Source organism: Sporosarcina sp. P16b (assembly GCF_002743065.1).
In the GTDB taxonomy this organism is placed as follows: Bacteria; Bacillota; Bacilli; order Bacillales_A; family Planococcaceae; genus Sporosarcina.
Genome location: NZ_PDYO01000004.1, coordinates 18,899 through 41,844, shown reverse-complemented (window position 1 = coordinate 41,844; position 22,946 = coordinate 18,899). Strand labels below are relative to the sequence as shown.

The 22,946-nt window shown below is 40.3% G+C and carries 15 protein-coding genes and 5 pseudogenes; 3 read left to right on the top strand and 17 right to left on the bottom strand.

Features of this window, described 5'->3' with window-relative positions:
- Positions 1–201 precede the first annotated feature (201 nt).
- From CSV77_RS06900 to CSV77_RS06870, 7 genes and pseudogenes are all read right to left on the bottom strand, one after another.
- Complete coding sequence (locus CSV77_RS06900) at positions 202–1,353, bottom strand: thiolase family protein (RefSeq protein WP_099672842.1); 1,152 nt, start codon at positions 1,351–1,353, stop codon at positions 202–204.
- A 19-nt stretch (positions 1,354–1,372) separates the two neighbouring features.
- Positions 1,373–3,358 carry an acetoacetate--CoA ligase gene (locus CSV77_RS06895; RefSeq protein ID WP_099672841.1) on the bottom strand — a complete coding sequence of 662 codons (1,986 nt, stop codon included), beginning with the start codon at positions 3,356–3,358 and terminating at the stop codon, positions 1,373–1,375.
- Positions 3,355–4,698: an MFS transporter gene (locus tag CSV77_RS06890; protein ID WP_099672840.1), complete on the bottom strand. Its 1,344-nt coding sequence runs from the start codon at positions 4,696–4,698 to the stop codon at positions 3,355–3,357. The genes CSV77_RS06895 and CSV77_RS06890 overlap by 4 nt, the downstream gene beginning before the upstream one ends.
- Positions 4,699–4,818: 120 nt before the next feature.
- A pseudogene (locus CSV77_RS06885) lies at positions 4,819–5,680 on the bottom strand (acyl-CoA dehydrogenase family protein); the annotation flags it as partial.
- Positions 5,620–6,336 (bottom strand): annotated as a pseudogene (locus CSV77_RS06880) (CaiB/BaiF CoA transferase family protein). The pseudogenes CSV77_RS06885 and CSV77_RS06880, both read right to left, overlap by 61 nt.
- An 89-nt stretch (positions 6,337–6,425) precedes the next feature.
- The gene (locus CSV77_RS06875) at positions 6,426–7,574 is read right to left on the bottom strand and encodes an acyl-CoA dehydrogenase family protein (protein WP_099672839.1); all 1,149 of its coding nucleotides are present in this window, start codon (positions 7,572–7,574) and stop codon (positions 6,426–6,428) included.
- 14 nt (positions 7,575–7,588) lie between these two features.
- Positions 7,589–8,014, bottom strand: a complete 426-nt coding sequence (locus CSV77_RS06870) for a MaoC/PaaZ C-terminal domain-containing protein (RefSeq protein ID WP_158232034.1) — start codon at positions 8,012–8,014, stop codon at positions 7,589–7,591.
- Between the two features lie 241 nt (positions 8,015–8,255).
- On the opposite strand from CSV77_RS06870, the gene CSV77_RS06865 reads away from it, so the two are divergent.
- Together CSV77_RS06865 and CSV77_RS17345 are read left to right on the top strand one after the other, a co-directional pair.
- Positions 8,256–10,175: a sigma-54-dependent Fis family transcriptional regulator gene (locus tag CSV77_RS06865; protein ID WP_158232033.1), complete on the top strand. Its 1,920-nt coding sequence runs from the start codon at positions 8,256–8,258 to the stop codon at positions 10,173–10,175.
- A 57-nt stretch (positions 10,176–10,232) separates the two neighbouring features.
- Complete coding sequence (locus CSV77_RS17345; protein WP_099672836.1) at positions 10,233–10,370, top strand: helix-turn-helix domain-containing protein; 138 nt, start codon at positions 10,233–10,235, stop codon at positions 10,368–10,370.
- 192 nt (positions 10,371–10,562) lie between these two features.
- Here CSV77_RS17345 and CSV77_RS06855 read toward each other — a convergent pair whose 3' ends face one another.
- Both CSV77_RS06855 and CSV77_RS06850 read right to left on the bottom strand, forming a co-directional pair.
- The gene (locus tag CSV77_RS06855; RefSeq protein ID WP_099672835.1) at positions 10,563–10,880 is read right to left on the bottom strand and encodes a MerR family transcriptional regulator; all 318 of its coding nucleotides are present in this window, start codon (positions 10,878–10,880) and stop codon (positions 10,563–10,565) included.
- Positions 10,859–11,059 (bottom strand): hypothetical protein, encoded by a 201-nt coding sequence (locus CSV77_RS06850; protein WP_099672834.1) that lies wholly within the window; start codon positions 11,057–11,059, stop codon positions 10,859–10,861. Before CSV77_RS06850 ends, CSV77_RS06855 begins: the two co-directional genes overlap by 22 nt.
- Positions 11,060–11,397: 338 nt before the next feature.
- On the opposite strand from CSV77_RS06850, the pseudogene CSV77_RS06845 reads away from it, so the two are divergent.
- Positions 11,398–12,434 (top strand): annotated as a pseudogene (locus CSV77_RS06845) (IS630 family transposase).
- Positions 12,435–12,841: 407 nt separating this feature from the next.
- On the opposite strand, the gene CSV77_RS06840 reads toward CSV77_RS06845, so the two are convergent.
- The 8 genes and pseudogenes from CSV77_RS06840 to CSV77_RS06805 form a co-directional block, all read right to left on the bottom strand.
- Positions 12,842–13,618 carry an enoyl-CoA hydratase/isomerase family protein gene (locus tag CSV77_RS06840; RefSeq protein ID WP_099672833.1) on the bottom strand — a complete coding sequence of 259 codons (777 nt, stop codon included), beginning with the start codon at positions 13,616–13,618 and terminating at the stop codon, positions 12,842–12,844.
- A 49-nt stretch (positions 13,619–13,667) separates the two neighbouring features.
- The gene (locus CSV77_RS06835; RefSeq protein ID WP_099672832.1) at positions 13,668–14,438 is read right to left on the bottom strand and encodes a 3-hydroxyacyl-CoA dehydrogenase; all 771 of its coding nucleotides are present in this window, start codon (positions 14,436–14,438) and stop codon (positions 13,668–13,670) included.
- Between the two features lie 38 nt (positions 14,439–14,476).
- Positions 14,477–15,588, bottom strand: a pseudogene (locus CSV77_RS06830) (acyl-CoA dehydrogenase family protein).
- A gap of 118 nt (positions 15,589–15,706) precedes the next feature.
- Positions 15,707–16,486: an enoyl-CoA hydratase gene (locus CSV77_RS06825; RefSeq protein WP_199203722.1), complete on the bottom strand. Its 780-nt coding sequence runs from the start codon at positions 16,484–16,486 to the stop codon at positions 15,707–15,709.
- 38 nt (positions 16,487–16,524) lie between these two features.
- The gene (locus tag CSV77_RS06820; RefSeq protein ID WP_099672830.1) at positions 16,525–18,054 is read right to left on the bottom strand and encodes a class I adenylate-forming enzyme family protein; all 1,530 of its coding nucleotides are present in this window, start codon (positions 18,052–18,054) and stop codon (positions 16,525–16,527) included.
- A 538-nt stretch (positions 18,055–18,592) separates the two neighbouring features.
- Positions 18,593–20,176, bottom strand: a complete 1,584-nt coding sequence (locus CSV77_RS06815; protein ID WP_158232032.1) for a long-chain-fatty-acid--CoA ligase — start codon at positions 20,174–20,176, stop codon at positions 18,593–18,595.
- 124 nt (positions 20,177–20,300) lie between these two features.
- Positions 20,301–20,696, bottom strand: a pseudogene (locus CSV77_RS06810) (MaoC/PaaZ C-terminal domain-containing protein); the annotation flags it as partial.
- Between the two features lie 82 nt (positions 20,697–20,778).
- A complete protein-coding gene (locus tag CSV77_RS06805; protein ID WP_099672827.1) occupies positions 20,779–22,854 on the bottom strand; it encodes a sigma-54-dependent Fis family transcriptional regulator in 2,076 nt (691 codons plus the stop codon).
- Between the last annotated feature and the right edge of the window lie 92 nt (positions 22,855–22,946).

Here is a 22,946-nt window from a genome sequence, read left to right as displayed (position 1 = left end):
TTCAAAGGAGAATCATTATAGGAATTATGAACGGCAATCCCCAAGACTGACCAATGCATTAATGACTGAGATTTCATTCGTGAGTTATGCCACAGTAGTGAAAAATGCCACAATCTTATTGATTGTGGCAGTCTTAAGTATTATATTTTCCTATCTTATTTAAAATAATATACTTGAAATTGGAATGATTTAAAAGCGGTCCTACTCCAATCTTTCAATAACAGTGGCATTCGCCATACCCATTCCCTCACAGATGGCAAGCAAACCAAATCGTTCGTTTTTCCGTTCTAAACGATTCAACAACGTAACAAGTAATTTTGTTCCTGTCGCTCCGAGTGGATGCCCTAAAGCAATGGCTCCCCCGTCAACATTTAACTTTTCATATTCAGCATCAACATCTTTTAACCAGGCTAGAGGAACTTGAGCAAAAGCCTCATTTACTTCATAGGTATCGATGTCCTTTATAGATAGACCAGCTTTTTTCAATACTTTTCTGGTCGCTTCGATTGGACCTGTCAGCATAAGCGTCGGGTCCGAACCGACAACGGAGCGTGCAACGATACGAGCACGTGGTTTCAATCCTAATTGTTCCGCTTTTTCACGGGACATCAACAGGACAGCTGAGGCTCCATCACTAATTTGACTTGCATTCCCTGCAGTGATTACACCGTTTTCATCAAAAACGGTTTTCAATCCACCAAGAACCTCCAATGTCGTCCCTTCACGCGGCCCTTCATCTACAGCAAACATGGTCGTTGTGCCATCATCTTGCTCAACTTCCACAGGTACGATTTCATTTTCGAAATGCCCTTTGTTAATGGCGTCGAATGCCCGCAAATGACTGTTCACGGAGTACTGATCCAACTCTTCCCGTGTCAAATCCCATTTTTTCACCATTCTTTCAGACGAAATCCCTTGGTTTAAAATTTCATATTGATCGGTCAATTTCTTACTAAGACCTTTACCGAGTCCACTCGAAAACATCGGCTCACGTGTCATGCTTTCTACGCCACCTGCAATGACAATGTCCATATCACCGGATGCAATCGCTTGTGCTGCAAAATGCAAAGCCTGTTGACTCGATCCGCATTGACGATCGATTGTCACGCCCGGTACATGGATTGGAAACCCAGCAATTAATAACGAAGTTCTGGCAATATTCATAGCCTGCTCCCCCACTTGGGATACGCAACCTAAAATGACATCTTCCACCTCGCCTCTATCTATCCCGGCACGTTTCACGACTTCATCTAATACGATCGCTGCCAAATCATCTGGCCGTACATTGGTCAAAGCCCCTTTTCGTCTCCCTACTGCAGTTCGAACCCCTTCAACGATGACTACTTCCCTCATAATAAAATTCCCCCTTGAATTAAAATAATTTTGTTGTGCGTGTCTCATTAAATTCCGTTGCCAGTTCCAGGAAAAATCTAAGTGAATCCGGATTCCCCATTGAATCCGAGTTAATCACTTTTTCAGCATCGAATCCGAGAAGCAGCTTTCGAATTGGCACTTCCATCTTCTTCCCGTTCAGTGTTTTCGGAATATCCTTCACCGCATAAATTTCATCTGGAATAAATCGAGGCGATAAATGTTCCCGAATTTGATTTTTTAACTTACTACGTAATTCATCATCCAATGAATGGCCCTTTTTTAACACGACAAAGAGAATGAGAGATTCACTTTTACCCATAACCTCCAAGTCAATGACTAAACTATCCATCACTACATCCAAATTTGCAATGACCCGATACAAATCACTCGTTCCCATTCTTACGCCAGAACGGTTAATTGTGGAATCGGAGCGACCGTAAATGACACAACGTCCTTTTTCATCAATCTTTATCCAATCCCCATGCTTCCAAATGCCTGGATACTCATCAAAATAGCTTTCATGATACCTTTTATTATCCTCATCATTCCAGAAATAAAGTGGCATGGAGGGCATTGGCTTTGTAATGACCAATTCACCAACTTCATTTGTCAATGCATTCCCGTCTTCATCAAACGCTTCTGCCGCAACACCCAAGGAACGACCTTGAATCTCTCCGATACGTACAGGTTCTATCGGAACTCCCCCTACAAATGCGGAGCATACATCCGTACCCCCACTCGCGGAAACTAGCCAAATATCCGATTTCACATGTTCATATACCCATTTATATCCGTCCCCAGTTAACGGGGCACCCGTAGAAAACAGTGATTCCAGCTTGGATAAATCATATTTTTCTTTTGGTCTTACATTCATTTTCATCGAATTCAAGATGAACGGTGCGCTTGTCCCAAAAAACATGATACCTGTTTCTTCAGCAAGCTCCCAAAGGACATCCATACTAGGATAAGAGGGACTGCCATCATAAATGACAATGGTTGAACCCGTCAATAAGCATCCAATAAGCATATTCCACATGACCCATCCGGTTGAAGAAAACCAATAGACGACGTCTCCCGGCTTGTAACCATGTTGAATCATCATAGTTTTCTTATATTCCAAAATAATTCCACCATGACTTTGCACGATCGGCTTGGGTAATCCAGTCGTTCCGGAAGAATAGACAATCCAAAGCGGATGTTCAAATGGAACGGCTTGGAATGTCAGTTGCACTTCATGTCTTAATAGGGTTTCCCATGGAGTACACCCTTCCAAAATCTCTTCCTGGATATAGGGTATGAAAACGGTATGCTGCAATGAAGTTAAGGATTTCTGAATCATTTGAACTTCATCCCGTTTATCAAATCTTTTACCATTATACGAGTAACCATCCACCGCCAATAGAACGACCGGTTCAATTTGCTGAAAGCGATCTATAACACTTCGCGAGCCGAAATCAGGAGAGCAGACCGACCATATTGCACCGATGCTCGCTGTTGCCAAAAATGCAACAACCGTCTCTGGAATATTTGGCAGATACGCAGCGACACGATCCCCGGGTCCTACACCTAATTCCTTTAATCCTTTTGCAACAGATGCGACTTGCCCCTTCAATTCCGACCAACTCATTTCTTGTGTTGAAATGAATTCGGACCGGAAATAGAGAGCGGGCTGATTTTCTTGGCTTTGCGCAAATATATTCTCCGTGAAATTCAAGTTCGAACCCGGAAACCATTCCGCCCCTGGCATCGTGGCTCCCCCTAAAACCTTCGAGTAGTGTGAACTTGAAATAATACCTGAATATTCCCACACACTTTCCCAAAATGATTCTAGTTCATCCACTGACCACTTCCACATCTGAGCGTAATCTTCCACCACTACGCCTTTCTCACTCTTTAACCATGACATAAAGTCCCATAAGACAGTATCTTTAATTCTATCATCGGAAGGACTCCAAATGACATCTCCTTCAAGCAATGTCTTCATTTTAATTCTCCCTTGTAAATTGGATTTGCGGGGTCCAATTGTACAGCTTGGACGTCCTCTTTTTTAGCAATATTTTCCTCCAACTTTAACGACATTAATGTGATTGACCCAATTACCAATAAGAATGACAGTATAAACATGCCTTGCTGCAAGTTGACCAATCCCAAAATCATCGGTCCCACGAATCCACCCAACGCCGCAAATGAATTGACTAACGCAATGCCGACTGGCGCCGTAGACTCGGAAAAGAAAAAGGTCAAATAAGCAAAGAAACAACCCGTAAATCCATATAATCCGAATGAAGTGATTGTTAACATTAATACCACCATGACAACCGACTCTGAAAAGCCACATCCAATGAACCCGACAATTGCTACTAAGAAACAACAAAGCAAGTGAGCCTTATGTGCACCCGTTCGATCTGCATTCCATCCAAAGAAAATAATTGCCGGTATACCAACCAATGCTGGAATCATCGCAAGCCAGCCGATCTCCATATTGGTTGTCGTACTGACAGATAAAGATTTAATAATGGTAGGCAACCAAAAAGATAAGCCATACACCGCACAATATCCCGTAAAATATAGTAATGACAGCTTCCAGACACGTAAATCCTTAATCATTCCAAGTTTTGATACTTTATTTATGGAAGAGGTAATCTTTCTCTCAGCCGCCAGCTCACTTTCCAACCAATTCCTCTCATCATTCGTAAGCCACTTTGCATCAGCTGGTCTGTTCGTTAGATAGAATACAACGACAACACCTAATATCAGAGCCGGTGTCCCCTCTAAAATAAACATCCAACGCCAACCTTCCATGCCTGCCCACGAAATATTGTCTATGATAAACGTGGATAAGGGAGCACCTATTATTCCTCCTATGGGCAGTGCCAATACAAGAACAGCCGTTGCTTTTCCACGTTCTGACGCTCTGAACCAATAGGTTAAATAAAGGATTATCCCGGGGAAGAAACCCGCTTCCGCTACTCCGAGTAAAAATCGTAGAATATAGAGATGCATTGCAGATTGTGCAAAACCAGTGAAGATTACAACAACTCCCCAACTGATCATAATCCGTGCGATCCAAATTCTAGCACCCACCTTACTCATGATCATATTGCTAGGTATCTCAAAGAAGAAATACCCAACAAAAAAGATCCCTGACAGAAGCCCAAAAACTTCTGCAGTTAGCGCCAAATCGGCATTCATTTCCAAGGCTGCATATCCTAGATTGACCCGATCCAAATAAGCAATGACATACAGTAATAGAACAAAAGGTAGAATACGTTTCATTGTTTTGGAGATTGTACTCTTTTCAATTGATTGATTAGTATCGACCATTGCATTCCCTCTTTCCTTATAATTCCTCATATGTCGCTTTCTTCTTAATCTAAGCACAGACAAGCCTTCCACACTAATTCACATTTTATCTACATCACGTTTACCTCGATTTACTTCATGTTATAATCCTAGATTTTTTGCAATAATAGTTTTCATAATTTCATTTGACCCGGCGTAAATAGGGACAACGGCAATATCCCGGTACCGACGGGCAATTTTATATTCTTCCATATACCCGAATCCTCCATAAAGTTGCATACACTCAGGAGCCATTTTTCTCGCATTATCCGAGATCCACCATTTGGCCATTGACACTTCTTTTTGAATATCTTTCCCTAACATATGTTTTACAATTAAATCATCCAAAAATGTTCGACCTATTTGAACATGCGTTGCCATTTCAGCCAGTTTAAATTGAGTGTTCTGGAATTTACTAATCGGTTGTCCAAAAGCCGTCCGTTCCTTCACATAATCAATTGTCATACTCAACATATCCTCCGTTGCAACCTGAGCACCCACGGCCGAAAGGATTCGTTCCTGTTGCAACTCTTTCATTAAGTGATAGAATCCCTTCCCCCTCTTCACCTAGTAAATTGGCAGCTGGAACTTTTACGTTTTCAAAAACCAATTCCGCTGTATCCTGACTGTGCATTCCCACTTTATTAAGCTTTCTTCCACGGGAGAAACCGGGCATATCACTTTCAACTAAAAATAAGCTAATTCCCTTATGTGCAGGATCTGCTTTTGGATTTGTTTTAGCGACAATGATGATTAAATCGGATTGAATACCATTGGAATTAAATGTTTTTTGACCATTTAACACATAACTATCTCCATCTTTAATAGCAGTTGTACTAATGGACGCCAATTCTGATCCTGCACCTGGCTCAGTCATTGCGATAGCGGTAATGATATCCCCGCTCATGCAGCCAGGTAAGTACCTCCACTTTTGTTCTTCAGTTCCAAAATTATTAATGTAAGGACTTTCGTTTCGTAATAGTCATAGAACTCCCCACCGTTCAGCATCAGATTTTCAGTCTGCGGTTCCACTCCGTGCGCTAAATACCCTGGTCCGAATAGGGCATTCAAAGAAAAGCTCGCATCAGTCATACTAATATCGATAAATTGACCTTCACCCGTCTTTTCTCGGTGATAAACAGCAGCTAAAATACCGATAACCGAATGCAAGGAACCCCCCGCAATATCCGCAACTTGGACACCTAATACCGGAGGACGTTCTCCCTTGCGACGAGAGTAATCCATTACACCTGCAATCGATAAATAATTCGTATCGTGTCCAGCCCGATCAGCAAAAGGTCCCGTCTGTCCGTAGCCTGTTAGCGAACAATAGATGATTTTTGGATTAATTTTCTTAAGTGATTCATAATCCAGCCCCAACCGGGCCATGACACCAGGTCGGAATTGTTACATCACGATATCATACTCATGAAGTAAAGAATGGATGACATTGATTGATTCGGCATCTTTCAAGTCGAGTGCCAAAGACTTTTTCGACCGATTCAAATGACGATGGGCCGCAGAAATCCCTCCTTCATCTACCGGTTCCATTGCTCGGACCATATCTGCCCGGGTTGGGGACTCCACATGAATGACGTCTGCCCCCATATCCGCTAGCATTAATGTGGCGAAAGGACCTGGTAACAGCGTAGAAAAATCCAATACCTTCAGTCCCTGTAAAATTCCCATTCCATATCCCCCTCGTTTTTTTATTTTCCGAAAATGCCTCGGCCAATGATTTCTTTCATGATTTCCGATGTACCACCGTAAATTCGTTGGATTCTTGCGTCTACAAAGGCGCGACCAATCGGGTACTCACGCATATATCCATATCCACCGAATAACTGCAGACAACTATCGGTGATTTTTCCTTGTGCCTCCGTGCAGGATAGCTTAGCCATACTTGCCGTCTCCGTATCAAGTTCCCCTTTTTCAAGGAGGTCGAGGCATTCTTGGACAAACGCACGATTAACTCTTGCTTCCGTCATCATTTCAGCAATTTTGAAACGTGTATTTTGAAAATCACTTATGGATTTCCCGAAAGCCTTCCGCTCTTTTACATACTGAATTGTTAACTCCAAAGCCCCATCTATCGCACCGATTGCGCCTATCGCAATGGTTAATCGCTCTCTAGGCAACTCATTCATCAATGTTACAAACCCTTGATTCAGATCCCCTAAAATCGAGCATTCCGATACTTTCACATCTTCGAAGAACACCTCGGATGTATCGCAAGACAAAAGCCCGATCTTATTAAGATTCTTTCCTTGTTCAAGTCCGACTGCAGGAATATCCACAATGAATAACGTCGTCCCAATTGCAGCTCGAACCTCTGGATTCGTTCGTGCCACGACGATAACAAAATCGCAGTGCTGGCCGTTGCTGACGAAGGTCTTGGAACCATTTAGAAGATAGCCAGATTCATCCTTCATGAGGCTTGCGTTTGTTTTGATCCCTTGGAGATCGCTTCCTGCATCCGGCTCTGTCATCGCAATGGCGCCGACCATTTCACCAGAAGCCATTTTCGGCAAGTATCTGTTCTTTTGTTCATCCGTACCTGAGCCTAGAATGTAATGGGCAATAATATTGGAATGTACAGACAAGTTGATCGCAATCGATGCATAGCCTAACCGATTTAGCTCTTCCACAATTAAGGAAGAAAACACATAAGGGGCCCCTAAACCGCCGTATTTCTCAGGGATGTCTACACAAAGAAAACCTTCCTCGCCCAACTTACTCCAAATTTCTCTCGGAATATTGCCATCCTCTTCCCACTTCCAATAATCATCTTCTATATACTTCTTTGCAAATGCTTGTATTGATTTACGAAATAATAATAATTCATTATCCTGCTTCATCTTTAATCCCCCTCTTAAACTTGTATAAGTCCGGTGACTTCCGCTTCAAGTACCAATTCTTTTTTTGGGTTGTATGTTGACAGATATAGTGTGATGGCTCCGCAATCGGGCTTTCTCTGCTCCATATCGATAACCTCTATCTTGACGCTCAGACAATCATTTGGAAAAACAGGCCTTCGGAACTTCACCTTTTCAATGCCCACGCCGGCAATTACATCATCCCCAAAGATTCCAAGCTGCACCCAGGAATTCCAAGTGGCGGATAAGGTGTGCATACCGGAAGCGATAATATCGCCAAACATACCATCTCGCGCTTTCTTCTCATTAATATGCATGAACTGAGGATCATACTTCAATGCGAATTCCATGATATCTTCTTTAGTTATTGTCACGGGCTCTGCTTCAAATGTCTGCCCAACTTGAAATTCATTATATTTCACCTTTATCACAAACCTCCCATTCTAGTTTCCAGCTACACTTAACTTAGTTGCAAGATTCATGCCAACCACTTAAAGGCTGAAATCTGTGGTATCGTAGTGGTTTGGCAAATACGCATATGTAAACAAAATCTAACAATAATTGTAAAGTGTAAACTATTGTTTGCGTAAAAGTGTAAAGTAACTTGTTTGATTGTTTTGTATATTGATATAAAATGAATCTAGTTCTGAAAGGATGATATCTATGTTAATACAAGAAGTCATGTCGAAGGATTTCCCCGTATGCAGAAATACGGACACCATACAGCAAGCACTCCAGAGTTTTGCCCGTACAAGGTCTCATATTATTCCAGTGGTTCATAGCAACGGACAGCTTTGCGGTATTTTAACGAAGAACAGGTTAATCCAAGCGCTAGCCAATGGGTATGCATTCGAACATTCCATACATTATTTCATCAATGAAAAACCGATCTATTTAACAACTGAATATACAGTTGCAGAAACCCGAAAATTTCTTTTAGAAAATCAGTTAGGACACGCGCCTGTCCTGAATGAAAAACGAGAACCCATTGGTATCATGTCCACTTCCGAAATCCTCTATTTGTACGATAAAGTTTATGGTCGAATGGAATCAGAATTGGGGTTGATTTTCCATAATTTGAATTTCGGGCTTTTTTCAGTCGATACGCATTTTAATATCATCTCCATCAATCCGTTGGCCAATTCTTTTCTACAATTGTCCGCGGATAATTACACATTTGGTGAACGGGATATTGACGAAACGATTCTCAAACTATTGAATCGTGTTCTGCTAAATAAAGAAGTTGAAGCAAAAACAAAATTAGAATTAAACGGACATAGCCTATTTATCAAATGTTATCCAATAAAAGAAAATAATGAATTGACCGGATTAATGGTCTTGATGGAAGACATGACAAAGCTCGAGGAAACGGCAAGGGAATTAGAGTTTTCAAAAGAATGGGAGGAAAAACTGCGATCCGTCGTGGAATTAGCATATGACGGCATTATTCTTGTGGATAAGCAGATGGAAATCACAATGGTCAACAAAGGATTTTGCGATCTTTATAACATGACAGGAAATGATTTGTTGGGAAAATCCATTACCGAAACCTTTCCGAATCTTGGTCTAGAAGAGGTCGTACGAACAGGGGTGGTATTGAATAATGTTCCAAAGCTGATTGGAGAAACGCAATCGTTAATTACTGTATTACCAATAAAAGATGAGAACATAAATGTCGGAGCCATTTGCAAAATCACCTACCAAGGATTGATTCAATTACAGGGAGCGCTACAAAAAGTGAATAAGCTAGAACAGCAGATCACCTATTATCAAAAGGAATTGAATGAAATTAGGGGTACTAAATACTCCTTGGCTGACATCATTGGCGACTCGCAGCCGATTCGCCGGGCAAAAACGGAGGCACTGGCAGCATCGCGCAGCCGCTCAACCGTACTTTTACTTGGCGAAAGCGGAACGGGGAAAGAGTTATTTGCACATGGCATCCATGCGGCCTCCCAACAGACAGGTATGTTCGTTCAAGTAAATTGTGCGGCCATCCCGAATGAATTGCTCGAATCTGAGTTTTTCGGCTACGCGGAAGGATCTTTCACTGGTGCAAAAAAGGGCGAAAAAAAAAGGAAGTTTGCGATGGCTCAAAACGGCACTTTATTTCTCGATGAAATCGGTGATATGCCGTTAGAACTTCAAACAAAAATGTTGCGGGTACTGCAAGAAAAAGAGTATGAACCAATTGGCAGCAACCAAATTGTTCAGCTAGACACTAAAATCATTGCTGCAACTAACCAGAACCTGGAAAGGCTCATTGCGGAAGGAAAGTTCAGGGAAGATCTTTATTACAGATTAAATATCATGCGGATTGAAATTCCACCCTTACGTGAACGGATGGAGGACATGCCTGACATCGTCGAATCCATAATTTCCCATCTCAATCAATCCGGGTTCCAATTAAATGGCATCACCCATTCCTCACTGACGAAACTGTTGAACTATGATTGGCCCGGGAATATCCGTGAGCTTCAAAACCTATTAGAAAGGGCAGCTAACTTAACACAGAATCACTATATCGATATTGAACAACTTCCTGATTCCATCCATGCACGATTACATGTGAATAACGAATAACCGGAGCATCAACTATCCACCCCAAAGAAGATTACAAGCGAATCCTATATCAGTTCGATGGAAAAAACTGAAAAAGAACTTATTCAAACGGCTCTTCAGGAAGCTGGAGGAAATAAATCACAAGCAAGTCGGATTCTTGGCATCAGTCGAACATGGCTTTATGCCAAAATTAAAAAATATCAAATAATAGAATAAAAACAGAGTAGGTGCATGGATTTATTCATGCACCTACTCTATTCTTGACAGACTTGCCCTATTTCCTTCGACAAGCTTTGATACGATTAATTTCTAGTTTCCTCAGCGGACATATAACAATACCCCCTTACCCTCGTACTGATAATGGTGAGTTCTTTTCTTGTGTATAATAATCTCAATGTTTTTTCATCTTCACTTTCGTATATAAGATACGATACTTCCACCATTTTTACGAACTTCATTATTATACCTCTCCATATACTTACCAACTTCTTTTTTATGGAACAGCCACTTGCTCCCTAGGCGTATCTTCGGAAATTCTTCATCGTATAAAATGTGGGTTACAATCTTATTCCAAGACATGTTTAAATATGTAGCTAGTTGCTTTGAATTCACGAAAAATACTACTGATTCAAGTTCTTGTAAATGCTCATCTATTTTCTGAAGATAAAGCCCTTTTAGCTTTTCTTGATCAACTTTCATGGTAATCATTTTTCTTCGACCATCCATTCATTCAGCCACTTGATGTCTTCCTGTGACAAGCTGTCTTTTTCTTCTGTTTCCCTCTCTATTACTTGGTGCCAATTCGCTTCTTCCCGTTCTAAGTAGGTTTCCCACTCACGCATAACCTTAACTGCCTTTTCTGTTTCTAGTTGCTGCCTAGTTTGGAAAGGTATTATTATCGCCATATATGCCACCTCTTCCGATGAGATCTGTTTCTTCTATTATAAAAGTTCAAATCGAATGAATCAAAAGGTCCTCACTAAAATTTTACAATAATTAACGGGAGAGCATATATATTTATTATGATTTATTGTAGCCGTAGCAACTTTTGGAAGATAACTATTCCTGTATTCGATTCAAAAATAACTTTGGCTATTATAACTGCAATCTTTGCAAATTTATTTGCCATAATTACTTTAGTGTCTATGTACATATTTTATCCGACTATATAAGTTGAATTAAAGATTCCTACATCTCCTAAACGGGTATAGAGATATAAACACCCTGAAGGGATTGATGACTTATGAATGTCCAAAATCAAATTGTAGAAATTAAAGAAGCTATGCTAACCACTAAGGATCGTGGCCATTTTGAGCGCTACCAAACAATCTTTCTTTATTTAAGCGGTTATAAAATGAAAGAGATTGCCAGATTAATCGGCCGAATTTTCGAAACCGTTGGGATCTATATTGCGAATTATAAAGAAAGTGGGATTGATGGACTTAACCTTGGACATTCCACCGGCAAACCATCAAATTTATCGGAGGAACAAAAGACCATTCTAATAAAAATTGTATCGACTCAAGTCCCTATGGATGTTGGTTTTACAGCCTGATATAACTGGACGCTTGCGCTCATCGTTGAATTTGTTAAAAATGAATGGAGTATTTCCTACTCATTACGCGGGATGTCCGGCGATTTACATCAGCTTGAACTCAGCTATACACGTCCTACCTATACCCTCAAAAAGGCAGATTCGGAAAAGCAGAGGCTATTTGTAGAAGAAACATTCCCTGCGCTAAAAAAACTTATAAATGAAGAAATTGACCACCTTCTTTTTGAAGACGAATCAATGATTCGTGATTACCAAGCGATTCAGCGGACCTGGTTCTTAAAAGGAAAGCAACGACTGATCCCAACATATGGGCAGCATAAAGGCGTGAAATTGATTGGCACATTAGATTATGAAACCGGTGAAATATTTTGCATCGAGGAAGAAAAGTATGACGCAGTCGCTTTTCTAGGCTTCCTAACTAAAGTTCTTGAGCATTATCCTTCAGGAAAAATCGTTATGATTCTGGACAATGCACGTATTCATCATGCGAAGTACCTGCAACCTTTTCTCAAAGAGAATCAATCTCGACTTGAACTTGTTTTCTGCCTCCCTATAGCTCGCAACTAAATCTTGTAGAAGGCTTATGGAAATGGTTGAAGGAATCCGTTATTAATAATATCTTTTTCCCAAGTGTTCAAAAAATCACTTTAAAGGTTAGGGAATTTATTCGTGATGTCAACCAACGACACGACGAAGTTATTATTCGTCTTTGTGTGAGATTATAAAACCGGATTCATATATTCAACTTATATACTAAATTTACCTCCCTAAGTTGAGGATTTATCGATATCTTTTAAACACTATACGAAGGGTTACTCCAGAATAATGACACACAGGGATTCGTATTGATGTACATAAGTTAGTTCGATCCCATGAATAATAAATCTACTTGGCAAGAAATTTTTACATATTCCACGATATTTTAAATAACAAAACTCCATAAAAAGGAGCCTGTAGCTATCCATAAAGGAGTTGCCACGGGCTCTTTTCGTTAATTTCCCAAATTTACTTTTTGAAGGCGTGATGCATTCAATACGACTGATACTGAACGCCATCGTTACGATTGGAATTGCCTTATACTTAGTGACAAAATACTATAAAATATGTTTGTCAATCCATTTTTTATGATGCTTTATTTCCCTAGAAATTCAGGTCGTCTCTTTTCTAAAAATGCTTGCACGCCTTCTTTTACATCTTCTGTGAGAAACAATTCTTGAAACAGTTCAGCTTCTCTTTCGATTGCTTTGTTAAACGGTAATTCAAGACCTTCATCTACCGCCTTTTTAATATTTCTCACCGCAGTAGGTGAGTTCCGACAGATTTTTTTCGCCAATTTGAGCCCTTCGTCCAATCCTTCACCCTTTGGAACAACTCGATTGACCAATCCAATGCGTAAAGCTTCTTCCGCCGTAATATGTTCTCCCGTAAACATTAACTCTTTAGCTCTTGCTTCTCCAATGAGTCGAGGTAAACGTTGAGTTCCACCTCCACCAGGGAGCAAGCCAAGCGTCGATTCCGGTACGCCAAGTAATGCTTGCTCTTCCGAAATGCGTAAATCACAAGTTAGTGCAAGTTCGCAGCCGCCCCCCAGTGCGTACCCGTTTAAGACGGCAATCGTTGGTTTTGGTGAGAAATCAATGCTATTTAAGATCTTATGTGTTTTTAAAAATTCTGGTACTAAATTCGAATTACCCATTTTTTCTGGGAAATCTTTGATCTCTCCCCCAGCCATAAATGCTCGTTCTCCAGCACCTGTAATAATAATGGCTAGTACTTCACTATCCGCGTTCAGTTTAGCGAATGTTTCTCCTAGTGCTTGTATCACTTCTTCGCTCATTGTATTCATCGGCGGATTGTCAATTGTTACAATCGCTATCTTGTCTTGCTTTTCAACTTTTACAACAGACATTACTAATCACCACATCTTTTTTTGTTGGTCTATGCATCTTTTCATCTAATTACTTGGGTTGCATGCGAATCGCGCCGTCTAAACGAATGACTTCACCGTTTAACATCGGATTTTCAATAATACTGTTAACAAGACGAGCGTATTCACTTGGGCGACCTAAGCGACTCGGGAATGGAACCATTGCTCCTAAAGCTTCTTTCATCGGTTCAGGAGCACTGCCAAGTAATGGTGTATCGAATAAACCCGGTGCTATCGTCAAGACACGAATGCCGTATTCTGCTAGATCTCTTGCAATCGGAAGCGTCATCCCAACGATTCCTCCTTTCGACGCACTGTATGCCGCTTGCCCAATTTGCCCTTCAAATGCAGCGACGGAAGCTGTATTGACAATGACGCCTCGCTCTCCATTTTCGTTCGGTTCGTTTTGAGCCATTTTTTCTGCTGCTAAACGAATGACATTGAATGTGCCAATCAAATTCACTTCAACCGTTTTCTTGAAAACATCCAATGCGAACGGACCTTTTCGACCATATGTTTTTTGAGCACTGCCAATTCCTGCACAGTTAATGGTCGCAGTGATTTTCCCGAACTGTTCCACCGCTTGATTTAAAGCCGATTGGACCGATTCCTCGTCTGCTACGTTTGTTTGTACATAATGTACATTGTCTTCTCCTAGTTCTTCAACTAAGTTCTTTCCGCGTTCCTCGTTTAAATCAAGAATAACTGCTTTTCCACCCTGTCCAACAATACCTCTTACCGTAGCTTCTCCTAAACCCGAAGATCCACCTGAAACGACAGCAACACTGTTTGTAATTTCCATTTTTCATCTCTCCCTAGTATAAGTTTACTAAAAATAAGTTACAGTCCAAGATTTCTTGCAATGCTATTTTTCATGATTTCATTTGAACCTGCATAAATCGGCATGACCGCCACTTCGCGATAACGACGAGCAATGTCGGATTCCTCCATATATCCATAGCCACCGTGAAGTTGCAGGCACCTTGCGGACATTCGTCTGGCCATATCCGTAACCCACCATTTCGCCATAGAAACTTCTGTTACGATTGCTTCCCCGTTCATATGCCGGGTTGATAAGTCATCCAAGAACGTTCGTGCCACAGTTAGCTCTGTTGCCATTTCTGCAATTTCAAATTGCGTGTTTTGGAATGAACTAATCGGCTGCCCAAAAGCATGCCTTTCTATCACATAATTCATCGTTGTCTGCAGCATTTCTTGTGCGACGACTAATGCTCCATTCGAACACATCAATCTCTCTTGTTGTAGCTTATCCATCAAATAATAGAACCCTTTACCTTCTTCACCGAGTAGATCGGCAACAGGGACACGAACATCTTCAAAAGTCAGTTCCGCCGTATCTTGAGAATATGCACCCATCTTTTTCAAATTGCGTCCGCGTGAAAAGCCGGGTGTATCTCCTTCAATAAGTATCATGCTTATGCCTTTATGAGCAGGAATTACTTTTGGATCCGTCTTGACAGCAAGGAAAATTAAGTCCGCGTTAATACCATTTGTAATAAATGCTTTTTGCCCATTAATAACGTAGTCATTTCCATCCCGTACCGCTTTTGTACTTATACCTGACAAGTCAGATCCCACGCCTGGTTCTGACATGGCAACGGCGGTAATTAGATCGCCACTCACACATTTCGGCAAATACTTGTTTTTCTGTTCTTCCGTACCGTATCTTTCCAAGTAAGGAACGACAATGGAGCTATGTAAATCCGCCCCAGCAGTCCCTCCCCCGATTCGACTCAACTCTTCCGATAAAATCAAGTTAAATCCAAAATCAAGTCCTAACCCGCCGTACTTAGGATCTACTTGTGGACAAAGAAAACCTTGTTCGCCCATTTTTTATACAATTCACGAGGCACAATGCAATCTTCTTCCCATTGTTTAAAATAAGGCGTAACTTCTTGCTCTATAAACTTACGTAGGGAAATCCGAAACATCTCGTGCTCTTCATTGTAAAAAGGCCTTTCTTTTCTAAATAGATTAAAAGAAGCTGGTTTAAATTTAATAGCCGTTTTAGTAGACACCGCTCATCTCCCCTTCCTATTTCCCAAGAATTCATTCACCCTTAAATATTGGTTTCCTTTTTTCTATAAATGCTTGTATGCCCTCTAAGTGATCAGATGTTTGTCTCATTTTAATCTGACCATTTTTTTCAAGTTTCAAAATGTGAATCAACTCTTCACGGTTCACTTCAGTGAAAATTAGTTTTGACTGAATTAGAGGTTGTATAGGACTTGCTAGCCATTTTTCTACTTGCCTTTCGACAGCTCCTTGCAAATCATCCGCGAGCTCATCAATCATCCCAATGTCAAAAGCCTCGCTGGCGGAAAGTACGCTCGCATTCCAAATGACTTGTTTCGCCTTCGCTTCTCCCAGTTTTTTAAGTAAAAAGTAATGAGCCCCAACATCAGGTATTAATCCAATGCCGTTAAAATTCATTGCTATTTTACTGTCTGTTTGGGCGATTGTATAGTCGGTAGCCAGTGCCAAACTTAACCCGCCGCCGGCAGCAGCACCATGAATCGCTGCAATTGTCACTTTCGGAAGCGTGTATAAGGCTACAGCAATTTCACTAACCAAATCCATCATTGTTTCAAGATCCAAGTCCGGGGACATATTTTTAATATCCGCACCCGAAGAAAAAGCATTTCCATTTCCTTTGAAAATAATAATATGAATTGATTTAGTAACGCGCAGTTCTTTTAATAGCTGATGAAATTCCACAAACATATCCAGGGTAAAAGCATTCATCGATTTAGGTCTGTTAAAAGAAACCGTTGCTACTCTGCCTTTAACAGCTACCGTCATGTACTTTGTTTTCGACAACGGTGTGATTGACAAGAAATTCTCCTCCCTATATCCCATCTAAAAAGTTACTTTCTTTCTCTCAACTGACGCTTGAGTATTTTGCCCGATGGATTACGCGGCAATGCATCAATAAATTCCACCTCTTTAACTCTTTGGAAGTTGGCCAATTTCTCATTGCTAAAGAGCATCATATCTTCTGCGCTACATGACTGATCCTTTTTCAACACGATATAGGCTTTAACTGCCTCTCCCCATCGTTCATTTGGAATCCCTATAACAGCCACTTCTTCTACAGCTGGATGCCTTTGTACAACCTCTTCGATATCTTTTGGATAGACATTCACGCCACCGCTAATCAGCATGTCTTTTTTCCGGTCAAGAAGATAATAGAAGCCATCGCAATCCATTTTGCCCATGTCTCCCGTGCAATACCAACCGCCTGGAAGGAAGGTCTCTTCGGTTTGCTCAGGAGATTTATAATATTCACTAAATAGATACGGGCTGCGAATCGCAAATTCGCCATCTTCCCCTAGACCAACATCGTTGCCATCCGCATCAATCAGCCTGACTTCCACTTCCTTTTCCTTTAATTTCCTCCCAATGCTTGTTGCTTTATTTATGACATCTTCGGGTCTTAGAGTAATATAAGCCGATGTCTCTGAGCTTCCGAAGAACTCAGTCAAGTCACATCTGAATTTGCCAACAATCTGCTTTTTCATTTCTGCGGATAAAGGTGCGGCAGCTGCGATTAATAATTGCAAGGATGAGAATTGGAATTTTTCTAATTCTGGCACCTGTAGTAAGTAATGATATTGCGTCGGTACAAAAAAGGCATGTGTAATTTGGTGATCTTCTATCCATTGCAGCGTAAGTTTAGGGTTAAATTCACGCATAATGATAAGTCTGGAACCCAACAAAGGTAAGAGCCAACTGAAGGTAAGACCTACACTGTGATAGAGGGGAACCGTTATCAATGTGACCGACGAAGAATTCATTTGCCATTCTTCTGTGAAACAATGCACACGCTTAAATGTTGTTCCGCCATCGATTACGATTCCCTTCGGCAAAGAAGTTGTCCCTGAGGTAAACATAATGTTAAATGTGTCATCCGGATTTACCAAGACAGTCGGGTCCTCTGTAGAACCATGCTGAAGCATCGATTCGTAATTGCTAAAGGGTGTTTCCGGCTTCGCATCTAGTACGATAATTGTTTTATTGGATACGTACGATAGCTGGTCTTTAACGACCTCAATTTTTGGAAGTAACTCTCCTTCTACAAAAACGTATCTAGCATCGGATCCATTCAGCAGACCTGATAGAGAATCTCCTTCTAGCATGTAGTTAATGGGTAGACATACAGCACCTACAACTGAAATTGCGTAGTAAATCTCTGGCATTTCCAGTCGGTTTCGCATATAGACAGCGATATGATCTCCCTTTGTTACCCCTAATTCCAATAGAGAATTTGCTATAGTATTTACACGGTGATACAAGTCTTGAAATGTTAATGCTTGCTCATAACAGACAATAGCGACTTCATGAGGTTTTTCTTCAGCAAACACTTGTAAACCCATCTGCATATTTTTAACCTTCATTACGCACACCGTCCTTTTCGTTGATTGTCGTTTTCCCGTGATTCACGTAAATGCTGGCATATTTCTCATTTGATATTCAAAACTTTTTTATGCCCCCTTCACAGTTATTATTTTTATTTACACCTAATACATAATGCAATATTCGTGCCATAAAAAACACTATTGACAGAATCGATCAAAATAAAGGCTAGAAACTATTGATTACTAGCAGCTAGTCCAAAATCATATTTTATTACCACCTAATTGTTTTATGTATTTTCAGATATTTCTTTTTCAATATTTATATAATGCGTTTGAATTTCGTGCAATATGAAAAGACAGTGTTTGAATTTCATACAATATGATTGATTAGGTATCAGCTGATTAATAAAGTCGCTCACTTACATATGAATATTACATTTACACATAGTTTTTACGCAAAAAAACACCTACCAACAATCACTTATGTTGGAGGCGCTACTTAGCCGTGCGGGAAGATAGGATGCTCCCACTTCATATATGTTTTTTGCCACTGTAAATGCCCTTTACGTTGCCAAAATTAGTTGACAAGTTTCCTAGAACCCTTCCAGAATTGGTCACGCAATGTTCGTTTCAAATTCTTACCCGCACCACTCTTCGGCAGTTCATCTAACAAAACAACTGTTTTCGGAACTTTATAAGTTGCCAAATGTTGTTTGGCAAATGAAATAATATCTTCTCCTGTAACTAAATCAGGCGTTTTTAAGACGACACAAGCTTTTACAGTTTCCCCCCAACGTTCATCTGGAATACCGAACACTGCGCACTCTAATATAGCCGGATGGCTCGATAGCACTTCTTCTACTTCAATCGAATACACGTTTTCGCCACCTGTAATAATCATGTCTTTTGCCCGATCCACAATATAATAATATTCGTCTTCATCCTTGTAACCGAGATCCCCCGTATAATACCAACCGGCTCGTATCGCATGTGCTGTTTCTTCTGGTAAATCCCAATACCCTTTCATAATATTCGCACCTCTTGCGATAAGCTCTCCGACTTGATGATTTGGGACTTCATTTCCCTCGGGATTCACTACTTTTATTTCGACGCCTTGCACCGCTTGCCCACAGGAATTGAGTCGTTTCTCTTCTTTCTCTGTACCGCCTATAATATGATCCTTTTCTTTCAATATCGTGAGAACTGGAGCTGCTTCTGTCATTCCAAATGCTTGGTTAAATTTTACGTGTGGCATCATGGTTTGTGACTTTTTTAGCAAAGCAATCGACATCGGAGACGCGCCATAAGTCAATCTTCGAAGTGAGCTAAGATTGTAGTTTTGAAATTCAGGATCATGAAAAAGAAAATTTAGCATCGTTGGCACAAGCGTACAAACAGTTACTTTTGCATCTTGAATCGCTTGAAGTACGCCTTGTGGTGTAAACATACGAATGATTGCATGCGTTGCCCCTAACATCGTAAATAGATTTGTTGAAGCTTGATCTGCTAAGTGGAACATAGGCGCAGCATGAAGATAAACATCATCTTCGGCACATTTTATATTAGCCAGCATATGGTAGGAATTGACCGTTAAATTTTTATGCGTAAGCATAACTCCTTTAGGTCGTCCCGTCGTTCCACCTGTATAGAAAATACCAACAATGTCCTCGTCATCGACTCCTTCATACGCTAACTTTCCATCGGGCTGTGCATCAATTAACTTTTCATAGGATTCAATGTCATCAGACTCAATCGATTCCATCAGTTTGGCATCTTCAGCAAGAATGAAATGGCGAACTCCAGATACATTTCCTTTCAAATAAGGAACAACGGGTAGAAATTCTTTATGGATATATAAAATAGTTACACCCGCATTATTTAAGATAAATGCAAGTTCCTCGGGATTCGATCTAATATTAAGTGGTACTACAATTGCGCCAAGTGCTGTTACCCCATACATTAACTCGATATAGCGAAAATCATTCAGCATCAACATGCCTACACGATCTCCTTTTTTTATACCCATCCCTTGCAGTGATTGTTTAAGTTTTGCCGTTCGATTAATCAATTCACGGTAGGAAAATTTATGTTTACCGTCAATAATAGCTAACTTTTCTGGATACGTCCTGGCCGCATATAGTAAACTTTTAGTGAATATCATCTTTACACCCTCCTCATATTTGAATACATTTTTAAAAATATTCCTTGCTAGCACCGACCGGCTTAGCAACATTTTTAAATTCTTCAAGTAATGTAGAAAGAGAAATTGATTGCTAGACTGTTATTTAGGCATGCAATAAAGATTGATCACGCTCATGTAAACCTGTTAAACGAAAGGTCAGGACTACTTTCCCACGTTGATTTTTGACCTTATACGAAAATGAAACAAATCCCCTATCATTTTTTTGGCTGTGAGGGGTACATTCGACGACTTCAATATGTGCTGTCAACATATCAGAAGGATAAACCGGTTGTAAAAATCGAACATCATCACACCCAACACCACAAATGAAATTCTCCGTCATGCTCCGTAATTCAATGCCCAATTTCGTAGCAATACCTAATGTAAGAAGACCTGATGCAATAATTCCTTTAAAAGGGCCATTTTTTTCCTTCTGCTCATTCATATGGATATCCTGTGGATCATAGCGAGACGCGAAAGCTATAATTTCTTCTTTTGATACTAAATAGGAATCTGTCGTTTACACATGCCCGACTGTAAACTCATCGAAATACATACTTTCATCCCCTCCTCCGAAAAGATTAAGAACCATCAAGTTGATACTTTTTTATTCGATTATAAAGGACGGATCGACTCATACCTAAAAGGATTGCAGCTTGTGATTTATTACCGTTTGTTTTTTCTAGCGCCCCTACAATCGTTTTTCTTTCGGCCGTTTCTAATAACGATATTTTTGTTTCTTCATGTTCAATTCCTGCTGGCATCCCGACTTTATTCACAACATATTGTGGTAAGTCCTCGAGTTCAATTTTTCCATGGTCTGCAAAAATCGTTGCTCGTTCTAGTACATTGCGAAGTTCACGAACATTTCCAGGCCAATCATAATCCATCATCACTTGTTCAGCCAACGGATCAATGCCAGTAATGCTGACCCCATTTAAACGATTTAAATCTTTGATAAACGATTTACTTAGCAATAAAACATCATTTTTCCGTTGTCTCAATGGAGGAATCTCAAATGAAATAACATTTAAACGATAAAATAAATCCTCTCGAAATTCACCACTTGCCACCATTTCTTCAAGAGGACGATTTGTTGCCGCGATTATTCTTACATCTACTTGAATCTGCTCCACTCCACCTACTCGGTAAAATTCTTTATCTTGTAGGACTCGAAGCATCTTTGTTTGGAGTTGCAATGACATATCACCCACTTCATCCAGAAACAAAGTACCGCCGTTTGCTAGCTCGAACTTCCCCTTTTGCCCTTTTTGTTTCGCCCCAGTAAAAGCACCTTCTTCGTATCCAAAAAATTCAGACTCCAGTAGATGTTCTGGAATGGCAGCACAATTCACAATGACAAATGGCTTGTCTTTTCTTGCGCTGCTACTATGAACAGAATGAGCAAACAGTTCTTTTCCTGTCCCGCTATCTCCGCGGATAAGGACTGTAGACGTTCCTTTCGCCATTTTAAAAATGGAGCGAATGATTTTTTCCATCTGCTCGTCCTGTGTAATAATTTGGTCAACCGTAAACTTTGTTGTTTCTCGTTGTTTTGTTGCTACTTTCTGCCTACTCATTTCACTTTTCTCAAATCGCTTAAACACTTCTTCCATTTCATTTAATCCACGAAATGAAATCTTTCCAATGACACCAATCATCTCGTCATCCTGGTAAACTGGAATGCGATGCACTGTATAACGAATCCCATTTATCTCCATCATGTCGCTAAATTCAGAGATACCTGATTTTATTGCCTTTGATAATTCCAATTGAGGAAAGATATCATTCACTGACCGATGGAGTATTTGTTCCTCTTCCAATTCAAATAGTTCTTGCAAAGACGGGCTAATAAACGTTATCAATTCAAATTCATCAATCATAATGAGCCCATCGTAGGTGTTATTAATAACAGTTTGCATAATACTTTTCAATTTCAATACAGTCTGTAACTCCTGAGCCATTTTCTCTACATCCGTAATGTCTTGAAAAAGAATAATATGCCCCGTTTCATCTTGAGGCATCTCGTGTACAGAAATACGGGCTAACGTGTTAAATTCTCCAATGCGTAGCCGATAATGCTTGGATTGGAGCATGCTTTCCAATTGAATTTTGGAAATGACTGTCGTAATGTCCGTGTGAAGTAGTTCGGATTCTTTATAATTACTCATCAGACAAAACTTAGGGTTGCTATAAATAATTCGATGATGTCGATCGATAACGAGTGCACCTAACCCTGAAATATCCAGGATTTCCTCCTGTCGCTTTTGAAGCGATTTAGTTGTTTCCAGCAATGAAAAGATAATGTCAGTTTTAGTGACCTGACCAACTACTTTTCCTTCTTCATCGACAACAATTGCCATACCTACCTTCGAATTTTGAAGCTTATTTTGCATTAGTTCGTTACTCGAGTCATAAAGGAACGTAATTACGTCTTTTTTCATCAAAGTACGAACCATTGTATCCATTGGTTTTCCTTCAAGCAGTGCATCATAGAGGCTAGTTCTCGTAAACACACCGACAACTTGATCGGAGTCATTAATAACAGGAATCGTGTTCCACTGCGCTTGCTTCATTGATTCTATTGCTTGTTGGAGTGTACTTTCTGGTAAAAGATAGTGCCTTACTGGGGTTATCAGATTCTGCAATTCGAACATGATTTTCGGCTCCTTCTACTCTACTATTGAAGTGCTATTTTCTATTCATAAAAAATAACTTACCTCTATTATAGCAAAGGAAACCTTAGTTA